Genomic DNA, 16,297 nt, shown 5'->3' with positions numbered 1-16,297 from the left:
TAGCCCTGATGGCCAAGATCAACAACAGCGAAACGGCGTCAGCGCCCGTAGGATAATTCCCAAGACCCCAATCCAGAAGCATTTGGTTTCAGGTTCGGAAATGTCCTACGGAAACCCGCAACCAGACACCGCCGACCCCAGATTCAGATCACCCGCGCCCGAGTCACCCGATCCACCAGATAAACCAACCCGTGATAGTCGATCCCGCTATTGCTCGACAGCCCAATTTCACACGTACGGCTGGTCGAAATCCCCTCGCTGCAGTACTGCACCGCATCCTTCAAACTGCGCAGCGCATGGTTGTTCAGCTCCGGCGTGGTAAAGCCCTTGTCGCCGGCAAACCCACAGCAATGAATCCCCTCGGGGATCACCACCTGCTTGCTGCAACGCCGCGCCAGGTCAATCAGCGCCTGGCTTTCACCGAGGTGCTGGGTACTGCAGGTGACGTGCACCGCCACCGGCTCCTCCTGCGGGGTGAACTCCAGTCGGTCGACCAGGAAGGTGCGGATGAAGCGCACCGGGTCGTACAGGTCGAGGCGGGTTTCGCCAAGGTCCTGCACCAGGCGCAAGGTGCACGGGCTGGTGTCGCAGTACACCGGGTCGATGCCGCCGCGGGTGGCCAGCAGCAGGGCGTTGATCAGCTCCTGGCGCTTGTGTTCGGCCTGCTCGGCGTAACCTTTTGAGGCAAATGGCTGGCCGCAGCAGAGGCTGTCGGCGTTTTCGGGGAATACCACCTGGTAACCGGCTTTTTCCAGCAGGCGTTGGGTTTTGTCCAGCAGCGAGCTTTGTTCGCGATCGGCGTAGGCCGGGCCCATCACCCGCGACACGCAGGCGGCGAGGTACACCACGCGGGGGCGGGCGTCGTTGCTGGCCGGGCCGAAGTCGATGGCGCGCAGCGGTTGCGGCATGGCGCTGGTCCACTGCGGCAGGCGGCCGTTGCTGGCTTTACTTAATGAGGCGCTGAGACGTGCGAGGCGCGGCGCACCGAGCAGTTTGCGGGCGCCGTTGGCGGCGGCGAGGGTGAAGCGGGCGCCGCGCAGGGTGGCCTGGAAGTGCTCGGCAAGCCAGTCGGCGGTTTTGCCGTGGTCGGCGGCTTGGCCACGCAGCTTTTTCACCAGCTCGCCGGTGTTGATGCCGACCGGGCAGCGCTGGGCGCACAGGCCGGTGGCGGCGCAGGTGTCGATGCCTTGGTACTGGAAGTCGCGCAGCAGTTGGCGCACGTCTTCGCCGGCGCGCTTTTTCGCCTGGATGTCGCGCCACATGACGATGCGCTGGCGGGGGCTGAGGGTCAGGCCTTTGGACGGGCACACCGGTTCGCAGAAACCGCACTCGATGCACTTGTCGACGATTTCGTCGGCCGCGGGCAGCGGTTTGAGGTTTTTCAGGTGGATATCCGGGTCTTCGCTGAGCACCACGTCGGGGTTGAGTATGCCGTTGGGGTCGAGCAGGCGCTTGAGTTGCCACATCAGTTGGTAGGCGTCTTTGCCCCATTCCAGCTCGACGAAGGGCGCCATGTTGCGGCCGGTGCCGTGCTCGGCCTTGAGCGAGCCGCCGAATTCGACGGCGACCAGTTGCGCGACGTCGTCCATGAAGGCCTGGTAGCGGGCGACTTCGGCGGCGTTGTTGAAGCCTTGGGTGAAGACGAAGTGCAGGTTGCCTTCCAGGGCGTGACCGAAAATGATCGCCTCGGCGTAGCCGTGTTTGTCGAACAGCTGGATCAGGCGGTTGACGCCTTCGGCGAGCACTTCGACGGGGAAGGTGACGTCTTCGATGATGACTGTAGTCCCGGTCTGACGCACGGCGCCGACCGCGGGGAAGGTGTCTTTTCGGATTTTCCACAGCAGGTTGTACACGGTCGGGTCTTCGCTGAAGTCGACCTTCTGCTCCAGCGGGAACTCGGCAATCGACGCCATGATCAGCTCGAGTTGCTCGTGCAGCAGCGTCTGGCTGGCGGCGCGGGACTCGATCAGCAGGGCGCAGGCGTTGTCCGACAGGGCGCGGACCCACACCGGCATGCCGGGTTTGCTCTGCACGGAGCGCAGGCTGCGGCGGTCGAGCAGCTCGACGGCGGACACCGGCTGGTTCTTGAGCACGGTGACGGCCTTGCAGCAGCTTTCCACGGTGGGAAAGACGATCAGCGCCGAGGCTTTGTGCGGGTGGTCGAGCACGGTGTCGTAGGTCACGGCGCTGATAAAGCCGAGGGTGCCTTCGGAGCCGACCAGCAGGTGTTGGAGAATGTCGAGCGGCTGGTCGTAGTCGATCAGGGCATTGAGCGACAGGCCGGTGGTGTTTTTCAGGCGGTACTTGTGGCGGATTCGCGCAGCCAGTTCAGAGTTGGCGCGGGTCTCCTGGCCGAGTCGGGCCAGCTCGGCGAGCAGGGCGCCGTGGCTTTGCTCGAAGGCGGCGACGCTGGCTGGGTCTTCACTGTCGAGGCGGGTGCCGTCGGCCAGCACCAGGCGCAGGCCGGCGAGGGTGTGGTAGGTGTTTTGCGCGGTGCCGCAGCACATGCCGCTGGCGTTGTTGGCGACGATGCCGCCGATCTTGCAGGCGTTGATCGAAGCTGGGTCGGGGCCGATCTTGCGCCCAAACGGGGCCAGCCAGGCGTTGGCCTGAGCGCCGATGACGCCGGGTTGCAGGCGGATCTGCTCGCCCTGGCGGCGGATTTCCTTGCCGTTCCAGCTGTCGCCGAGCACGATCAACACCGAGTCGCTGAGGGCCTGGCCAGACAAGCTGGTGCCGGCGGCGCGGAAGGTTACCGGCACGCGTTCGCGCTGGGCCAGTTGTAGCAGGCCGACCACTTCGTCTTCTGATTCGACGCGCACCACCAGTTGGGGGATCAGCCGGTAAAAGCTGGCGTCGGTGCCAAAGGCCAGGGTTGAGGTCGGGTCGCTGAAGCGGCGGTTGGCGGGGATCAGGCGCTCGGCATCTCTGAGGAACGCGGCAGGCAGGCTCATGCAATCTCCTCGCGGGGCCGTCGCATCTGTGGCGCAACGTGCCCCGGGCAATCAGGCGGTGTGGGGTAGGGCGCGTCAGGCGCCCAGTTCGCGGACCAGCGAGTCGCGGCTGATTTCGCTGATCGACTTGGCGCCGGTCAGCACCATGGCCACGCGCATTTCTTTTTCGAACAGGGCCAGCAGGTTTTTCACCCCGGCTTCGCCGTGGGTGGCCAGCGCCCAGAGGAAGGCGCGGCCGATCAGCACGCTGTCGGCGCCGAGGGCGATCATGCGCACCACGTCGAGGCCGCTGCGGATGCCGGAGTCGGCGAGGATCTTGATGTCGCCCTTGACCGCATCGGCAATCGCCGGCAGCGCGCGGGCGCTGGAGAGCACGCCGTCGAGCTGGCGGCCGCCGTGGTTGGAGACGACGATGCCGTCGGCGCCGAACTTGACCGCATCACGGGCATCATCCGGGTCGAGGATGCCTTTGATGATCATCGGGCCGTCCCAGAATTCGCGGATCCACTCAAGGTCCTTCCACGAGATCGACGGGTCGAAGTTGTTGCCCAGCCAGCCTATATAGTCGGCAAGGCCGGTGGGGTTGCCGCGGTAGGTGGAGATGTTGCCCAGGTCATGCGGGCGGCCCATCACGCCGACGTCCCAGGCCCACTGTGGGTGGGTCATGGCTTGCAGCACGCGGCGCATCGGGCCGTTGGCGCCGCTCATGCCGGAGTGGGCATCGCGGTAGCGCGCGCCGGGGACGGGCATGTCGACGGTAAAGATCAGGGTTTTAACGCCGGCGGCCTTGGCGCGCTCGAGGGCGTTGCGCATGAAGCCGCGGTCTTTCAACACATACAGCTGGAACCACATCGGCCGGTCGATCGCCGGGGCGACTTCTTCGATCGGGCACACCGAGACGGTCGACATGGTGAAGGGGATGCCGTGCGCGGCGGCGGCGCGGGCGGCCTGCACTTCGCCGCGGCGGGCGTACATGCCGGTCAGGCCGACCGGGGCGAGGGCGACCGGCATGCTCAGGGTTTCGCCGAACAGCTGCGTCTGCAGGTTGAGTTCGGACATGTTGTTGAGCACGCGTTGGCGCAGGGCAATGCTGGCCAGGTCGTCGACGTTGCGGCGCAGGGTGTATTCGGCGTAGGCGCCACCGTCGGCGTAGTGGAACAGGAACGGTGGCAGCTTGCGCTGGGCCGCGACGCGGTAATCGGTGGAGGCAGAAATGATCATGGATGCTCGCTGCAAAGGTGGTGAGGGGTGGCTGCCGGGCGCAGTCGAGTGCGCCCGGCCCCTGTCACTTTAGTGGTGAACCAGCATGCCGGTGAGCCAGTAGGCTTGCACCAGGGTGATCACGCCGACGATGGTGGCGAAGAACAGGCTGTGCTTGACGGTGAAGCGGAACAGGTCCGATTCCTTGCCAACCAGGCCGGTCGCGGCGCAGGCCACGGCGATCGATTGTGGCGAGATCATCTTGCCGGTCACGCCGCCGCTGGTGTTGGCCGCTACCAGCAGGGTGTCGCTGACGCCGATCTGGTGCGCGGTGGTGGCTTGCAGCGAGCTGAACAGGGCGTTGGACGAGGTGTCCGAGCCGGTCAGGAACACGCCCAGCCAACCGAGGAACGGCGAGAAGAACGGGAACGCTGCGCCAGTGCCGGCCAGGACCAGGGCCATGGTCGAGGACATGCCGGAGTAGTTGGTGACGAAGGCGAACGCCAGCACCATGCCGATCGACAGGATTGGCCAGCGCAGCTCCCACAGCACTTCTTTGAAAGTGGTAATACCAGTTTTGAAGTTGATCTTCAGCACCCACATCGAGACCAGTGCCGAGAGGAAGATCGCGGTGCCGGTGGCGGAGATCGGGTCGAGCTTGAACACCGCTGGCATGGCGGTTGGGGCTGCAACGATCGGCGCGGTCTTGATCACCAGCTGGTCGAGGTGCGGGATGGCGAAGTTGAAGACGAAGTTGTACATCGCGCCGCCGGGGGCGAACGCGGCCTTGAATGGCTTGAGGGTCCAGATCGTTACCAGCACGGTGAGGATCAGGAACGGCGACCAGGCTTTGAAGATTTCACCGAAGCTGTACGGGGTTGGCTGGCTGCCGCTGGACTGCACCACGGCGGCGCCGACGCTGCCCTGGGCTACGGCCATCGAGCGTTTTGGCTGCCAGACTTTGAGGAACAGGGTCAGCGAGATCAGGCTGGCCAGCGCCGAGGTGATGTCGGGCAGTTCTGGGCCAATGTAGTTGGAGGTGAAGTACTGGGTCACGGCGAAGCTCAGGCCGGCGACCAGGGCGGCAGGCCAGGTTTCTTTGACGCCGCGCAGGCCGTCCATCATGAACACCAGCCAGAACGGTACGAACAGCGACAGCAGCGGCAGCTGGCGGCCGGTCATGGCGCCGATGTGGAAGGCGTCGATACCGGTCACCTGGCCGGCGACGATGATCGGGATGCCGAGCGCGCCGAAGGCGACTGGCGCGGTGTTGGCGATCAGGCACAGGCCGGCGGCGTAGAGGGGGTTGAAGCCCAGGCCGACCAGCAGGGCAGCAGTGATTGCCACGGGTGCGCCGAAGCCGGCGGCACCTTCAAGGAAGGCGCCGAAGCAGAAGCCGATCAGCAGCACTTGCAGGCGTTGGTCGTCGGTGATCGACAGCACCGAGCTGCGGATCACTTCGAACTGGCCGCTCTTGACCGTCAGTTTGTACAGGAACACCGCGGCAACGATGATCCAGGCGATTGGCCACAGGCCGTAGAGGAAGCCATAACCGGCAGCTGCCAGGGCCATGTCGACCGGCATGTTGAAGGCAAAGATGGCGACCAGGATCGACAGGCCGAGGGTGATGCTGCCGGCCACATGGCCTTTGAGGCGGAATACGGCCAGGGCGAGGAAGAAAAATACGATCGGGATCACTGCCGCCAGCGCGGACAGGCCAAGACTGCCCAATGGGCTATAGATTTGTTGCCAGGTTTGCATGATGGGTTGGCCCCTAATTGTTGTTGGTCAGCACTGGCACTGGGTAATTGGTAAGACCAATTTACAATGTGCGGATGCTAGGTTAAAAGCGCAGCTGGGCCTGTGTCAATTTGTCTCGGCTTGTACTTTGGTGGAATGTCGATGAATGGCTTGGGGTTGGGGTGTTTTTGGGCGTTGCGTTTGTCTTGAGGGTGCTAGGGCTGCTTTGCAGCCCTTTCGCGACACAAGGCCGCTCCTACGCCGACCGCGCAACGCCAAGACAGCGCGGTCAACTGTAGGAGCGGCCTTGTGTCGCGAAAGGGGTGCGTAGCGCCCCCAGCGATGCTCGCTTGCACCAAAGCCAGCGCGGCATACGAATACCCAGCTTTTATTACGCAACTGATACGTGTGAGCGCAGCCTGGATAGGCCAAAATAGTAGGCCTCGCTGTGTGTGCGAGGGTTTGTGGAGAGTAAGTGATGGTTTTTGATCAGGTTCGCCAACGGCGCCTGTCCGACGACATTGTCGAGCGCCTGGAAGGGATGATCCTTGAAGGTACCTTGACCTCGGGTCAGCGCCTGCCGGCCGAGCGCGCCCTGGCCGAGCAGTTCGGCGTGTCGCGGCCATCGCTGCGCGAGGCGATCCAGAAGCTGGTGGCCAAGGGGCTGCTGGTGAGTCGCCAGGGTGGCGGCAATTATGTGGCGGCGTCGCTGGGGGCAACCTTCAGTGACCCGCTGCTGCAGCTGCTTGAACACAGCCCGGAGGCGCAGCGAGACTTGCTCGAGTTTCGCCATACGCTGGAGGCGTCGTGTGCGTTTTATGCGGCGCAGCGGGCGACCGAACCTGACCGTGAGCGACTCAAGGCGGCGTTCGATGAGCTGCAGGATTGTTATTCACGCAAGGCCGAGGTGAGCCGGGCGGAGGAGGGCGCGGCGGATGCGCGGTTCCATCTGGCGATTGCCGAGGCGAGCCATAACGCGGTGTTGCTGCACACTATTCGTGGCTTGTTTGATTTGCTCAAGCGCAATGTGGTGACCAACATTGGCGGGATGTATCAGCAGCGTAGCGAGACGCGGGATATGTTGATTGGGCAGCACCGCGAGCTGTATCAGGCGATTGTTGAGGGTAGGGCGGAGGAGGCTAGGGAGGTGTCGAGCCGGCATATCCTGTATGTGCAGGAGGTGCTCGAAGAGGCGCAGGAGGAGGCGCATCGGGTGGCGCGGGCGGAGCGGCGCAGTGGGCGGTGATGGGGTTTGGCTTGAGATGGCTGGGGCCGCTTTGCGGCCCTTCGCGGGCAAGCCCGCTCCCACAGGTATCTGAGTGCAGCTTAGTGCCCTGTGGGAGCGGGCTTGCCCGCGAAGGGCTGCAAAGCAGCCCCAAAGCAGCCACCACAAATCAACGAGGAATCAGTCTTCCTTGCCTTTGTTGCGCACAGCCCGCTGCATCTCGCGGTTGGAATCGCGCTCGCGCTCGGTGTCGCGCTTGTCGAATTCCTTCTTGCCCTTGCCCAGGGCGATTTCGCACTTGATCAGGTGCTTACTCCAGTACAGCGACAAGGCCACACAGGTGTAGCCTTTCTGCGCCACGGCAGCGTGCACGCGCTCAAGCTCGCGCTTGTTCAGCAGCAGTTTACGGGTGCGGATCGGGTCAGCGATGACGTGGGTGCTGGCGGCAGTCAGCGGCGCAATGTGGCAACCGAACAACCAGGCTTCACCGTCCTTGAGCAGCACGTAGCTGTCAGTCAGGTGTGCCTTACCGGCCCGCAGGCTTTTTACTTCCCAACCGGACAGGACCAGCCCGGCCTCGAACTTGTGTTCGATGAAGTAATCGTGACGCGCTTTCTTGTTCTGCGCGATGGTCCCGGTCGGATGTTTCTTTTGCTTAGCCATAGGGGCCGCATTATAGGCAGTCATGGCGTTGTCGGCTACGGGGTTTTCGGTGCGCTTGAGCCTGCCGGGTGAATCCCGGACAATGGACACACTGTGTAACCCACAGAACCTGTTTTCGGTGAGCTGCGAAGTGCTGCCGCCCAGCCTTGGAATCGATGCCTGGATGACTACCCATATTCAACGCTCTGCCCTGCTGCCGTACCCTGCCCAGGCGCTGTATGACCTGGTCAATGACGTCGCCAGCTACCCAGAATTTCTGCCGTGGTGCTCGGCCTCGACGGTGCTCGAGAGCAGCGAGACGAGCATGCGCGCCAAACTGGAAGTGGCCAAAGGCGGGCTTAGCCAGCACTTTGTTACGCGCAATGTGCTGGTGCCGGGGCAGTCGATCGAGATGAACCTTGAAGAAGGCCCGTTCAGCCAGTTGCACGGCGTGTGGGTGTTCAAGCCGCTGGGTGACAAGGCCTGCAAGATCAGCCTCGACCTGTCGTTTGATTATGCCGGGCCGATCGTGCGCGCCACCCTCGGGCCGCTGTTCAACCAGGCCGCGAATACTCTGGTTGATGCCTTCTGCCAGCGAGCCAAGCAGCTCAACGGCTGACGATTTGGCAAAGCGCAGGCACAAAAAAGCCCGAACCTAGGTTCGGGCTTTTTCTTGGAGCCAATCTGCTTACTGCGGATTGGTATCCAGCGGAGCTGGGGTCGGCACCGGTGTGGCTTCGATGGTGTCGATTTCGCGTTGGATCGATTCTTCGGTCGAGCCGCGACGAGCTGGTTTTTCTTCTGGCTGGGTGGGTTGGCCAGGCTGAGCGTCCGGGCTGACGGTAGTATCACCGCTGCCACCGAGGATCTCTTGATCTCGGCTGACGCCAGGCATGAAGTCACCGGACAGACTGACCAGCTGATCACCTTCATTGAAGAAGATGCTCATGCGCTCTTGCTGACGTTTACCGCCACCAGGCTGCAAGCTGTAGAGATAATCCCAACGGTTGGTGTTGAAAGTATCCTGAATCAGCGGGTTGCCCATGATAAACCTTACTTGCCGACGGGTCATTCCCGGGCGTAATTGGTCTATCATGTCCTGCGTGACGACATTGCCCTGCTGGATGTCGATTTTGTAAACCCCGGGAAACGAGCAACCGGCGAGTGCGAGCAGTCCCACTAGGGTGAGGCTGGTTAGCAAGAGCTTGGACTTTTGCATCGGTGGGCGACTTCCACTATCTTGGCTGGACAACGTAAACCCCGATCATACCCGTATTAAGAGAAGCTGCGAAGCAGCATCGGCGAGAAAGCTGACCATGGTTGAAAATAGCGAACTACGTAAAGCTGGTCTCAAGGTGACACTGCCTCGAGTTAAGATCCTTCAGATGCTCGATTCTACCGAGCAGCGACACATGAGTGCCGAGGATGTCTACAAGGCGCTGATGGAGGCTGGCGAGGACGTCGGTCTGGCCACTGTTTACCGGGTTTTGACCCAGTTCGAAGCAGCGGGCCTGGTGGTTCGTCATAACTTCGACGGCGGCCACGCGGTGTTTGAACTGGCTGATGGCGGCCACCACGACCATATGGTCAACGTGGAGACCAGCGAAGTCATCGAGTTCTTCGATTCGGAAATCGAAAAGCGCCAGAAAGAGATCGTGGCCGAGCATGGCTTTGAGCTCGTGGACCATAATCTGGTTCTTTATGTGCGTAAGAAGCGGTAACGATTTAGATCGTTGACGGCTGGCGGGGCGATCTTTCGAGGTCGTGCCCGCCAGTTGTGTTTTTGGGGCCGCTTTGCGGCCCTTTCGCGACACAAGGCCGCTCCTACAGAAAGCACGCGGTCATCTGTAGGAGCGGCCTTGTGTCGCGAAAGGGTCGCGCAGCGGCCCCAATCACTTATTTGCTGGTAACGACCATCTTGCGCGCATGCGCCAGCGATTCTTTGGTCAGGTCAATCCCGCCCAACATCCGCGCCACTTCCTCAACCCGCTCACGCTTGCCGAGACTGGCCACCGCCGTGTGCGTGGTTTCGCTGTCACGCACCTTGTGCACAAACAGATGATGATGCCCTTGCGCCGCCACCTGTGGCAGGTGGGTCACGGTCAGCACTTGCCCGCGTTCGCCAAGTCGGCGCAGCAACTGGCCGACAATTTCCGCAGTGGGCCCGCCGATACCGACGTCCACTTCGTCGAACACCAAAGTCGGAATCCGCGAGGTCTGCGCAGTGATCACCTGAATCGCCAGGCTGATCCGCGACAGCTCACCACCGGAGGCTACCTTGGCCAAACCTTTAAGCGGCTGCCCTGGGTTGGCACTGACCAGCAGTTCGATCTGCTCCAGGCCATGCGGCGAAGGCTCGGCACTTTCAAACGGGTTCAGCTCGATACAGAAACGCCCACCCGGCATACCGAGGCGCTGCACTTCCTGCTCGACCGCCGTGGCCAGTTGCGCAGCCGCCTGTTTGCGCAGGGCGCTGAGCTCCTGGGCCTTGGTTTGATAGTGCTGGGCATAGGCGGCCAGCTCTTCACCCAGGCGCTCAAGTGACTCGTCACTGGCGTTGAGGCCTTCAAGCTCTTCCATCAAGCGCTGTTGCAGGTGCGGCAGTTCGGTCGGGTGCACGCGGTGTTTGCGCGCCAACGTATAAATAGTGTCGAGGCGCTCTTCCAGCGCTTGCAGGCGCATCGGGTCGGCGTCGAAGTTGTCGAGGAAGCGATTGAGCTCGCCGACCGCTTCTTCTACCTGGATCTGCGCACTGGCAATCATGGTCGCCGCTTCGTCCAGCGCCTTCGGCCCGCCGGTTACCGCGCTGAGGCGGTTGAGGCTGGCGGTCAGGGCATTGAGCACATTGCCCGAGTCGCTCTCACTGCATTGATCAATGACCTGGCGGCAGATGCCGAACAGGGCTTCGGCGTTGGTCAGGCTCTTGTGTTCCTGCTCCAGTTGCTCCAGCTCGTTTTCGCCGAGGGCGAGGTTGTCCAGTTCTTCCAGCTGATAGCTCAGCAGCTGTTGCCGGGCGCGTTGTTCGTCGCCGGAGTTGGACAGCCGCTCCAGCTCCTGGCGGGTCTGCCGCCAGCGCTGCGCCGCCAGTTGCACCTGGCGCGAGAGGTCGCTGGCACCGGCGTACTCGTCGACCAGCCGGCGGTGGGTGTCGGTTTTCAGTAGCGACTGGTGCTCATGCTGGCTGTGGATGTCGATCAACAGTTCGCCGAGGGCCTTGAGGTCGCCGAGCGGGCAGGGCGTGCCATTTATATAGCCACGGCTGCGGCCTTCGGCGGTGATCACCCGGCGCAGGATGCACAGGCCTTCGCCGTCGAGGTCGCGCTCCTTGAGCCAGACGCTGGCCTCGGGAATGTCGACCAGGTCGAAGGTGGCGAGGATGTCGGCCTTGTCGGCGCCGGGGCGGACCACGCCGCTGTCGGCGCGATCGCCCAGGGCCAGGCCGAGGGCGTCGAGCATAATCGATTTGCCCGCGCCGGTTTCACCGGTAATCACACTCATGCCGCGAGACAGCTCGAGGTCCAGGTGTTCGACGATGGCGTAGTTGTGGATGGACAGGTGCACCAGCATGAGGGCGGCTCCCGAAAGGTCAGGTCTGGATATTTATACAGTGCTTTTTGCCTGCCTGACAATATCCATTGGTAGATTGCTTTCGCGCCCATGGAAAACCGCCTCAGCCCTTGAAGCTGATTTTTCCGACCCCATATAGCCGTCAACGGAGCGAGCAAGGCTCGCACAACAGAAATTGCGGAGGAGATACCCAATGGCTGACGAACAGCTGGACGAAAACACCCCAAACACCGAAGAAGCAGGTTCTGAGGATCTCGGTACCCGTGTTCAGGTGCTCGAGGAGCAGCTGGCCGCGGCCAAGGATCAATCCCTGCGCGCCGTTGCCGACCTGCAGAACGTGCGTCGTCGTGCCGAACAGGATGTCGAGAAAGCGCACAAGTTCGCCCTGGAGAAGTTTGCCAGCGACCTGCTGCCGGTAATCGACAGCCTCGAGCGCGGCCTGGAACTGTCCAGCGCCGACGACGAAACCATCAAGCCAATGCGCGATGGTATCGAGCTCACTCTGAAGATGTTCAGCGACACCCTCAAGCGCTACAACCTCGAAGCCATTGACCCGCACGGTGAACCGTTCAACGCCGAACATCACCAGGCGATGGCCATGCAAGAGAGCGCCGAGGTCGAGCCGAACAGCGTGCTCAAGGTGTTCCAGAAGGGCTACATGCTCAACGGCCGTCTGCTGCGCCCTGCCATGGTGGTGGTCAGCAAGGCGCCTGCGGCAGCGCAACCTTCGATCAACGAACAGGCTTGAAATCTGTTTGGGTGACCCCATCTTAGTGTCAAGCATTCAAGTATTACCGCAGTTGGCCAATGTAGCCGCTGCCAGCTAATTCAGTTTCGGGAGAGTTAACATGGGCAAAATCATCGGTATCGACCTGGGGACCACCAACTCGTGCGTCTCCATCCTGGAAAACGGTAACGTCAAGGTTATCGAGAACGCCGAAGGCGCGCGTACTACCCCTTCGATCATCGCTTACGCCAACGACGGCGAAATCCTCGTCGGTCAGTCGGCCAAGCGCCAGGCAGTCACCAACCCGCACAACACCCTGTACGCGGTAAAACGTCTGATCGGTCGCCGCTTCGACGAAGAAGTCGTGCAGAAAGACATTCAGATGGTCCCGTACAAGATCGTCAAGGCTGACAACAACGACGCCTGGGTTGAAGTAAACGGCCAGAAAATGGCACCGCCACAAATCTCGGCTGAAATCTTGAAAAAGATGAAGAAAACCGCCGAAGACTACCTGGGCGAGCCAGTTACCGAAGCGGTCATCACCGTTCCGGCCTACTTCAACGACAGCCAGCGTCAGGCCACCAAAGACGCCGGCCGCATCGCAGGTCTGGACGTAAAACGTATCATCAACGAACCAACCGCAGCTGCGCTGGCTTACGGTATGGACAAGGCCAAGGGCGATCACACCGTGATCGTTTATGACCTGGGCGGCGGTACCTTCGACGTTTCGGTCATCGAAATTGCCGAAGTCGACGGCGAGCACCAGTTCGAAGTACTGGCCACCAACGGTGACACTTTCCTCGGTGGTGAAGACTTCGACATTCGCCTGATCGACTACCTCGTCGACGAGTTCAAGAAAGAAAGCGGCATGAACCTCAAAGGTGACCCGCTGGCGATGCAGCGCCTGAAAGAAGCCGCTGAAAAAGCCAAGATCGAGCTGTCCTCGAGCCAGCAGACCGACGTCAACCTGCCGTACATCACTGCAGATGCGACCGGTCCTAAGCACTTGAACGTGAAGATTTCCCGCGCCAAGCTGGAATCGCTGGTTGAAGACCTGGTGCAGCGCACCATCGAGCCTTGCCGCATCGCTCTGAAAGACGCCGGTATCGACGTTGGCGCGATCAACGACGTGATCCTGGTCGGCGGCCAGACCCGTATGCCGCTGGTACAGAAGCTGGTTACCGATTTCTTCGGTAAAGAAGCACGTAAAGACGTCAACCCGGACGAAGCCGTTGCCATGGGCGCTGCTATCCAGGGCGCGGTACTGGCCGGCGACGTCAAAGACGTACTGCTGCTGGACGTCAGCCCGCTGACCCTGGGTATCGAAACCATGGGCGGCGTGATGACTGCGCTGATCGAGAAGAACACCACCATCCCGACCAAAAAGTCGCAGGTGTTCTCGACTGCCGACGACAACCAGAACGCCGTGACCATTCACGTGCTTCAAGGTGAGCGTAAGCAGGCTGGTCAGAACAAGTCGCTGGGTAAATTCGACCTGGCCGACATTCCACCAGCACCACGTGGCGTGCCACAGATCGAAGTGACCTTCGACATCGACGCCAACGGCATCCTGCACGTCGGCGCGAAAGACAAGGCCACCGGCAAGACTCAGTCGATCGTGATCAAGGCCAACTCCGGTCTGTCCGACGAAGAGATCGAGCGCATGGTGCGTGACGCCGAGGCCAACGCCGAAGAAGACCGCAAGTTCGAAGAGCTGGCCGCTGCCCGTAACCAGGGTGACGCGCTGGTCCACTCGACTCGCAAAATGGTCGCCGATGCCGGTGACAAAGTGACCGCGGAAGAAAAAACCGCGATCGAAGCTGCTGTGGTTGCTCTGGAAGCCGCTGTCAAAGGCGACGACAAGGCTGCCATCGACGCCAAGGTCGAAGAGCTGTCCAAGGTCTCCGCACCAGTTGCCCAGAAGATGTACGCCGAGCAGTCGGCTGAACAGCCTCAGGGCGGCGCCCAGCAGCAAGCCGAGCCGGAAGCCAAGCACGATGACGTGGTTGACGCCGAGTTCGAAGAAGTGAAAGACAACAACAAGCAGTAATCCCTGCTAGTTGTCGGCCAGCTCAGCGCCGCTTGGTGTTGAGCTGGTAGGATGTCGCCGCGCGGGGGCTTGCTCCCGCGTTGGTGTGTCTGGAATACGAGAATTTTTACAGCATCTGTCAGGGCGCATGAGTCATGTGTAGCGGCAGGTGCTGGCGGCACGGCGCGGAACGCGCAGAGCTTTGCCGAACGCCCACAAGAGTGCAAATGACCTATGTCCAAGCGTGATTATTATGAGGTCCTGGGGGTCGAGCGCGGCGCCAGTGAAGGTGACCTCAAAAAGGCCTACCGCCGACTGGCGATGAAGTACCACCCGGACCGTAACCCGGGCGACAAAGAATCCGAAGACATGTTCAAGGAGGCCAACGAGGCCTACGAAGTGCTGTCTGATGCGAGCAAGCGTGCAGCGTTCGACCAATACGGTCACGCTGGTGTCGACCCAAGCATGGGCGGCGGCGGTGCAGGCTTCGGTGGCGCCAACTTCTCCGACATCTTTGGTGATGTGTTCAGCGACTTCTTCGGCGGCAGCCGGGGTGGTGGCCGTGGTGGCGCCGCACGCGGCAGCGACCTGCGCTACACCCTCGAGCTGAACCTGGAAGAAGCCGTGCGCGGCACCACGGTCAACATCCGTGTACCGACGCTGGTCAACTGCGAGCCGTGCGACGGCAGTGGTGCGAAGAAGGGCTCGACCCCGTCGACCTGCCCGACCTGCGGCGGTATCGGCCAGGTGCGCATGCAGCAGGGCTTCTTCTCGGTGCAGCAAACCTGCCCGCGCTGCCATGGCCAGGGCAAGATCATCACCGACCCGTGCGGTTCGTGCCACGGCGAAGGCCGTGTCGAAGAGTACAAGACGTTGTCGGTCAAGGTCCCGGCTGGGGTCGATACCGGCGACCGCATTCGCCTGTCCGGCGAAGGCGAGGCGGGTGCCCATGGCGGCCCGACTGGCGACCTGTATGTGGTGATCAACGTGCGTGAGCACGCGATCTTCCAGCGTGACGGCAAGCATCTGTACTGCGAAGTACCGATCAGCTACACCGATGCCGCCCTGGGTGGCGAGCTGGAAGTGCCGACTCTGGATGGTCGGGTCAAACTGAGGATCCCTGAAGGCACCCAGACCGGCAAGCAGTTCCGCTTGCGTGGCAAGGGCGTCGCGCCGGTGCGTGGCGGTGGTGCTGGTGACCTGCTGTGCCGGGTCGCGGTGGAAACCCCGGTCAACCTCAGCCGTCGTCAGCGTGAGCTGCTCGAAGAGCTGCGTGACTCGCTCGAAGGTGACAGCTCCCATTCGCCCAAGGCCAACGGTTGGTTCGAGGGTGTGAAGCGCTTCTTCGGCGATCTCTGACAAGGAACAGGCTATGCGACGTATTGCGGTAATGGGTGCAGCAGGGCGGATGGGCAAGATCCTCGTCGAGGCTGTGCAGCAACAGGCGCCAAGCGCTGGCCTCACGGCTGCCATCGACAAGCCCGACAGCTCGCTGGTCGGCGCTGACGCAGGCGAATTGGCGGCGCTGGGCCGGATCGGTGTGACCATCTCGGGTGACCTGGCCAAGGTTGCCGATGAGTTCGACGTGCTGATCGACTTCACGCACCCGTCGGTGACCCTGAAGAACCTGGCGTTCTGCCGCAAGGCGGGCAAGGCCATGGTCATTGGTACGACCGGGTTCTCGGCAGAAGAGAAACTGCTGCTGGCCGAAGCCGGTAAAGACATCCCGATCGTGTTTGCCGCCAACTTCAGTGTTGGCGTCAACCTGTGCCTGAAGCTGCTCGACATCGCTGCCCGGGTGATGGGTGACGAGGTCGACATCGAGATCAGCGAAGCGCATCACCGGCACAAGGTTGATGCACCGTCGGGTACCGCGCTGCGCATGGGTGAAGTGGTTGCTCAGGCGCTGGGTCGTGATCTGCAGGAAGTGGCGGTGTATGGCCGTGAAGGCCAGACCGGCGCGCGTGATCGCAAGACCATTGGTTTTGCTACTGTGCGGGCGGGTGACATCGTGGGCGATCACACGGTGCTGTTTGCCGCTGATGGCGAGCGCGTCGAGATCACCCACAAGGCCTCGAGCCGCATGACCTTCGCCAAGGGCGCGGTGCGTGCAGCGTTGTGGCTGGATGGGCGTGAGCCAGGTTTGTACGACATGCAGGATGTGCTCGAACTGCACTGATCAGTAAGGTCGGCGGCGTCTGCTTCGCGGGTAA

13 protein-coding genes are annotated in these 16,297 nt (G+C 62.0%); 7 read left to right on the top strand and 6 right to left on the bottom strand.

The features are described from left to right. Positions 1-143 precede the first annotated feature (143 nt). The 3 genes from K3F44_RS15985 to K3F44_RS15975 all read right to left on the bottom strand — a co-directional run bounded on the left by K3F44_RS15985 (position 144) and on the right by K3F44_RS15975 (position 5,915). Positions 144-2,954: an FAD-binding and (Fe-S)-binding domain-containing protein gene (locus K3F44_RS15985; RefSeq protein WP_220632557.1), complete on the bottom strand. Its 2,811-nt coding sequence runs from the start codon at positions 2,952-2,954 to the stop codon at positions 144-146. 75 nt (positions 2,955-3,029) lie between these two features. Further along, a complete protein-coding gene (gene lldD / locus K3F44_RS15980) occupies positions 3,030-4,175 on the bottom strand; it encodes an FMN-dependent L-lactate dehydrogenase LldD (RefSeq protein ID WP_101322177.1) in 1,146 nt (381 codons plus the stop codon). 69 nt (positions 4,176-4,244) lie between these two features. Beyond that, complete coding sequence (locus tag K3F44_RS15975; protein WP_220632556.1) at positions 4,245-5,915, bottom strand: lactate permease LctP family transporter; 1,671 nt, start codon at positions 5,913-5,915, stop codon at positions 4,245-4,247. A 457-nt stretch (positions 5,916-6,372) separates the two neighbouring features. Here K3F44_RS15975 and K3F44_RS15970 point away from each other — a divergent pair, with 457 nt between their 5' ends. Further along, entirely contained in the window at positions 6,373-7,140 is a 768-nt protein-coding gene (locus K3F44_RS15970; RefSeq protein ID WP_188036683.1) for an FCD domain-containing protein, read from the top strand. A 159-nt stretch (positions 7,141-7,299) separates the two neighbouring features. Here K3F44_RS15970 and smpB read toward each other — a convergent pair whose 3' ends face one another. Continuing rightward, positions 7,300-7,782, bottom strand: a complete 483-nt coding sequence (gene smpB / locus K3F44_RS15965) for an SsrA-binding protein SmpB (protein ID WP_101322174.1) — start codon at positions 7,780-7,782, stop codon at positions 7,300-7,302. 163 nt (positions 7,783-7,945) lie between these two features. Between smpB and K3F44_RS15960 the strand changes: the two genes are divergently transcribed. Further along, positions 7,946-8,380: a type II toxin-antitoxin system RatA family toxin gene (locus K3F44_RS15960; protein ID WP_101323113.1), complete on the top strand. Its 435-nt coding sequence runs from the start codon at positions 7,946-7,948 to the stop codon at positions 8,378-8,380. A 69-nt stretch (positions 8,381-8,449) separates the two neighbouring features. Here the strand turns inward: K3F44_RS15960 and K3F44_RS15955 are convergent, their stop codons facing one another. Continuing rightward, on the bottom strand, positions 8,450-8,980 hold the full coding sequence (locus K3F44_RS15955; protein WP_101322173.1) for an outer membrane protein assembly factor BamE: 531 nt from the start codon (positions 8,978-8,980) through the stop codon (positions 8,450-8,452). A 97-nt stretch (positions 8,981-9,077) separates the two neighbouring features. Here K3F44_RS15955 and fur point away from each other — a divergent pair, with 97 nt between their 5' ends. Then, positions 9,078-9,482, top strand: coding sequence for a ferric iron uptake transcriptional regulator (fur, locus tag K3F44_RS15950; RefSeq protein WP_101322172.1), 405 nt, complete (start codon positions 9,078-9,080; stop codon positions 9,480-9,482). A 175-nt stretch (positions 9,483-9,657) separates the two neighbouring features. Here the strand turns inward: fur and recN are convergent, their stop codons facing one another. Next, positions 9,658-11,328, bottom strand: coding sequence for a DNA repair protein RecN (recN, locus tag K3F44_RS15945; RefSeq protein ID WP_220632555.1), 1,671 nt, complete (start codon positions 11,326-11,328; stop codon positions 9,658-9,660). A 193-nt stretch (positions 11,329-11,521) separates the two neighbouring features. On the opposite strand from recN, the gene grpE reads away from it, so the two are divergent. The 4 genes from grpE (at position 11,522) to dapB (ending at position 16,263) form a co-directional block, all read left to right on the top strand. Next, positions 11,522-12,076, top strand: coding sequence for a nucleotide exchange factor GrpE (gene grpE / locus K3F44_RS15940; RefSeq protein ID WP_220632554.1), 555 nt, complete (start codon positions 11,522-11,524; stop codon positions 12,074-12,076). Between the two features lie 100 nt (positions 12,077-12,176). Further along, entirely contained in the window at positions 12,177-14,105 is a 1,929-nt protein-coding gene (dnaK, locus tag K3F44_RS15935; protein ID WP_101322169.1) for a molecular chaperone DnaK, read from the top strand. Positions 14,106-14,318: 213 nt separating this feature from the next. Then, positions 14,319-15,443, top strand: a complete 1,125-nt coding sequence (gene dnaJ / locus K3F44_RS15930; RefSeq protein ID WP_101322168.1) for a molecular chaperone DnaJ — start codon at positions 14,319-14,321, stop codon at positions 15,441-15,443. Between the two features lie 13 nt (positions 15,444-15,456). Then, a complete protein-coding gene (dapB, locus tag K3F44_RS15925) occupies positions 15,457-16,263 on the top strand; it encodes a 4-hydroxy-tetrahydrodipicolinate reductase (RefSeq protein ID WP_150571317.1) in 807 nt (268 codons plus the stop codon). Positions 16,264-16,297: the final 34 nt, after the last annotated feature.

Source organism: Pseudomonas sp. S07E 245, assembly GCF_019599025.1.
Classification (GTDB): domain Bacteria; phylum Pseudomonadota; class Gammaproteobacteria; order Pseudomonadales; family Pseudomonadaceae; genus Aquipseudomonas; species Aquipseudomonas shirazensis.
Note: the sequence above shows the minus strand (reverse complement) of the source record. Positions and strands in the feature narration are given on the sequence as shown.

Bases quoted from the DNA above. Each gene is read 5' to 3' on its own strand.
- K3F44_RS15985 (WP_220632557.1), bottom strand. From the start codon at position 2,954: ATGAGCCTGCCTGCCGCGTTCCTCAGAGATGCCGAGCGCCTGATCCCC.
- lldD (WP_101322177.1), bottom strand. From the start codon at position 4,175: ATGATCATTTCTGCCTCCACCGATTACCGCGTCGCGGCCCAGCGCAAG.
- K3F44_RS15975 (WP_220632556.1), bottom strand. From the start codon at position 5,915: ATGCAAACCTGGCAACAAATCTATAGCCCATTGGGCAGTCTTGGCCTG.
- K3F44_RS15970 (WP_188036683.1), top strand. From the start codon at position 6,373: ATGGTTTTTGATCAGGTTCGCCAACGGCGCCTGTCCGACGACATTGTC.
- smpB (WP_101322174.1), bottom strand. From the start codon at position 7,782: ATGGCTAAGCAAAAGAAACATCCGACCGGGACCATCGCGCAGAACAAG.
- K3F44_RS15960 (WP_101323113.1), top strand. From the start codon at position 7,946: ATGACTACCCATATTCAACGCTCTGCCCTGCTGCCGTACCCTGCCCAG.
- K3F44_RS15955 (WP_101322173.1), bottom strand. From the start codon at position 8,980: ATGCAAAAGTCCAAGCTCTTGCTAACCAGCCTCACCCTAGTGGGACTG.
- fur (WP_101322172.1), top strand. From the start codon at position 9,078: ATGGTTGAAAATAGCGAACTACGTAAAGCTGGTCTCAAGGTGACACTG.
- recN (WP_220632555.1), bottom strand. From the start codon at position 11,328: ATGCTGGTGCACCTGTCCATCCACAACTACGCCATCGTCGAACACCTG.
- grpE (WP_220632554.1), top strand. From the start codon at position 11,522: ATGGCTGACGAACAGCTGGACGAAAACACCCCAAACACCGAAGAAGCA.
- dnaK (WP_101322169.1), top strand. From the start codon at position 12,177: ATGGGCAAAATCATCGGTATCGACCTGGGGACCACCAACTCGTGCGTC.
- dnaJ (WP_101322168.1), top strand. From the start codon at position 14,319: ATGTCCAAGCGTGATTATTATGAGGTCCTGGGGGTCGAGCGCGGCGCC.
- dapB (WP_150571317.1), top strand. From the start codon at position 15,457: ATGCGACGTATTGCGGTAATGGGTGCAGCAGGGCGGATGGGCAAGATC.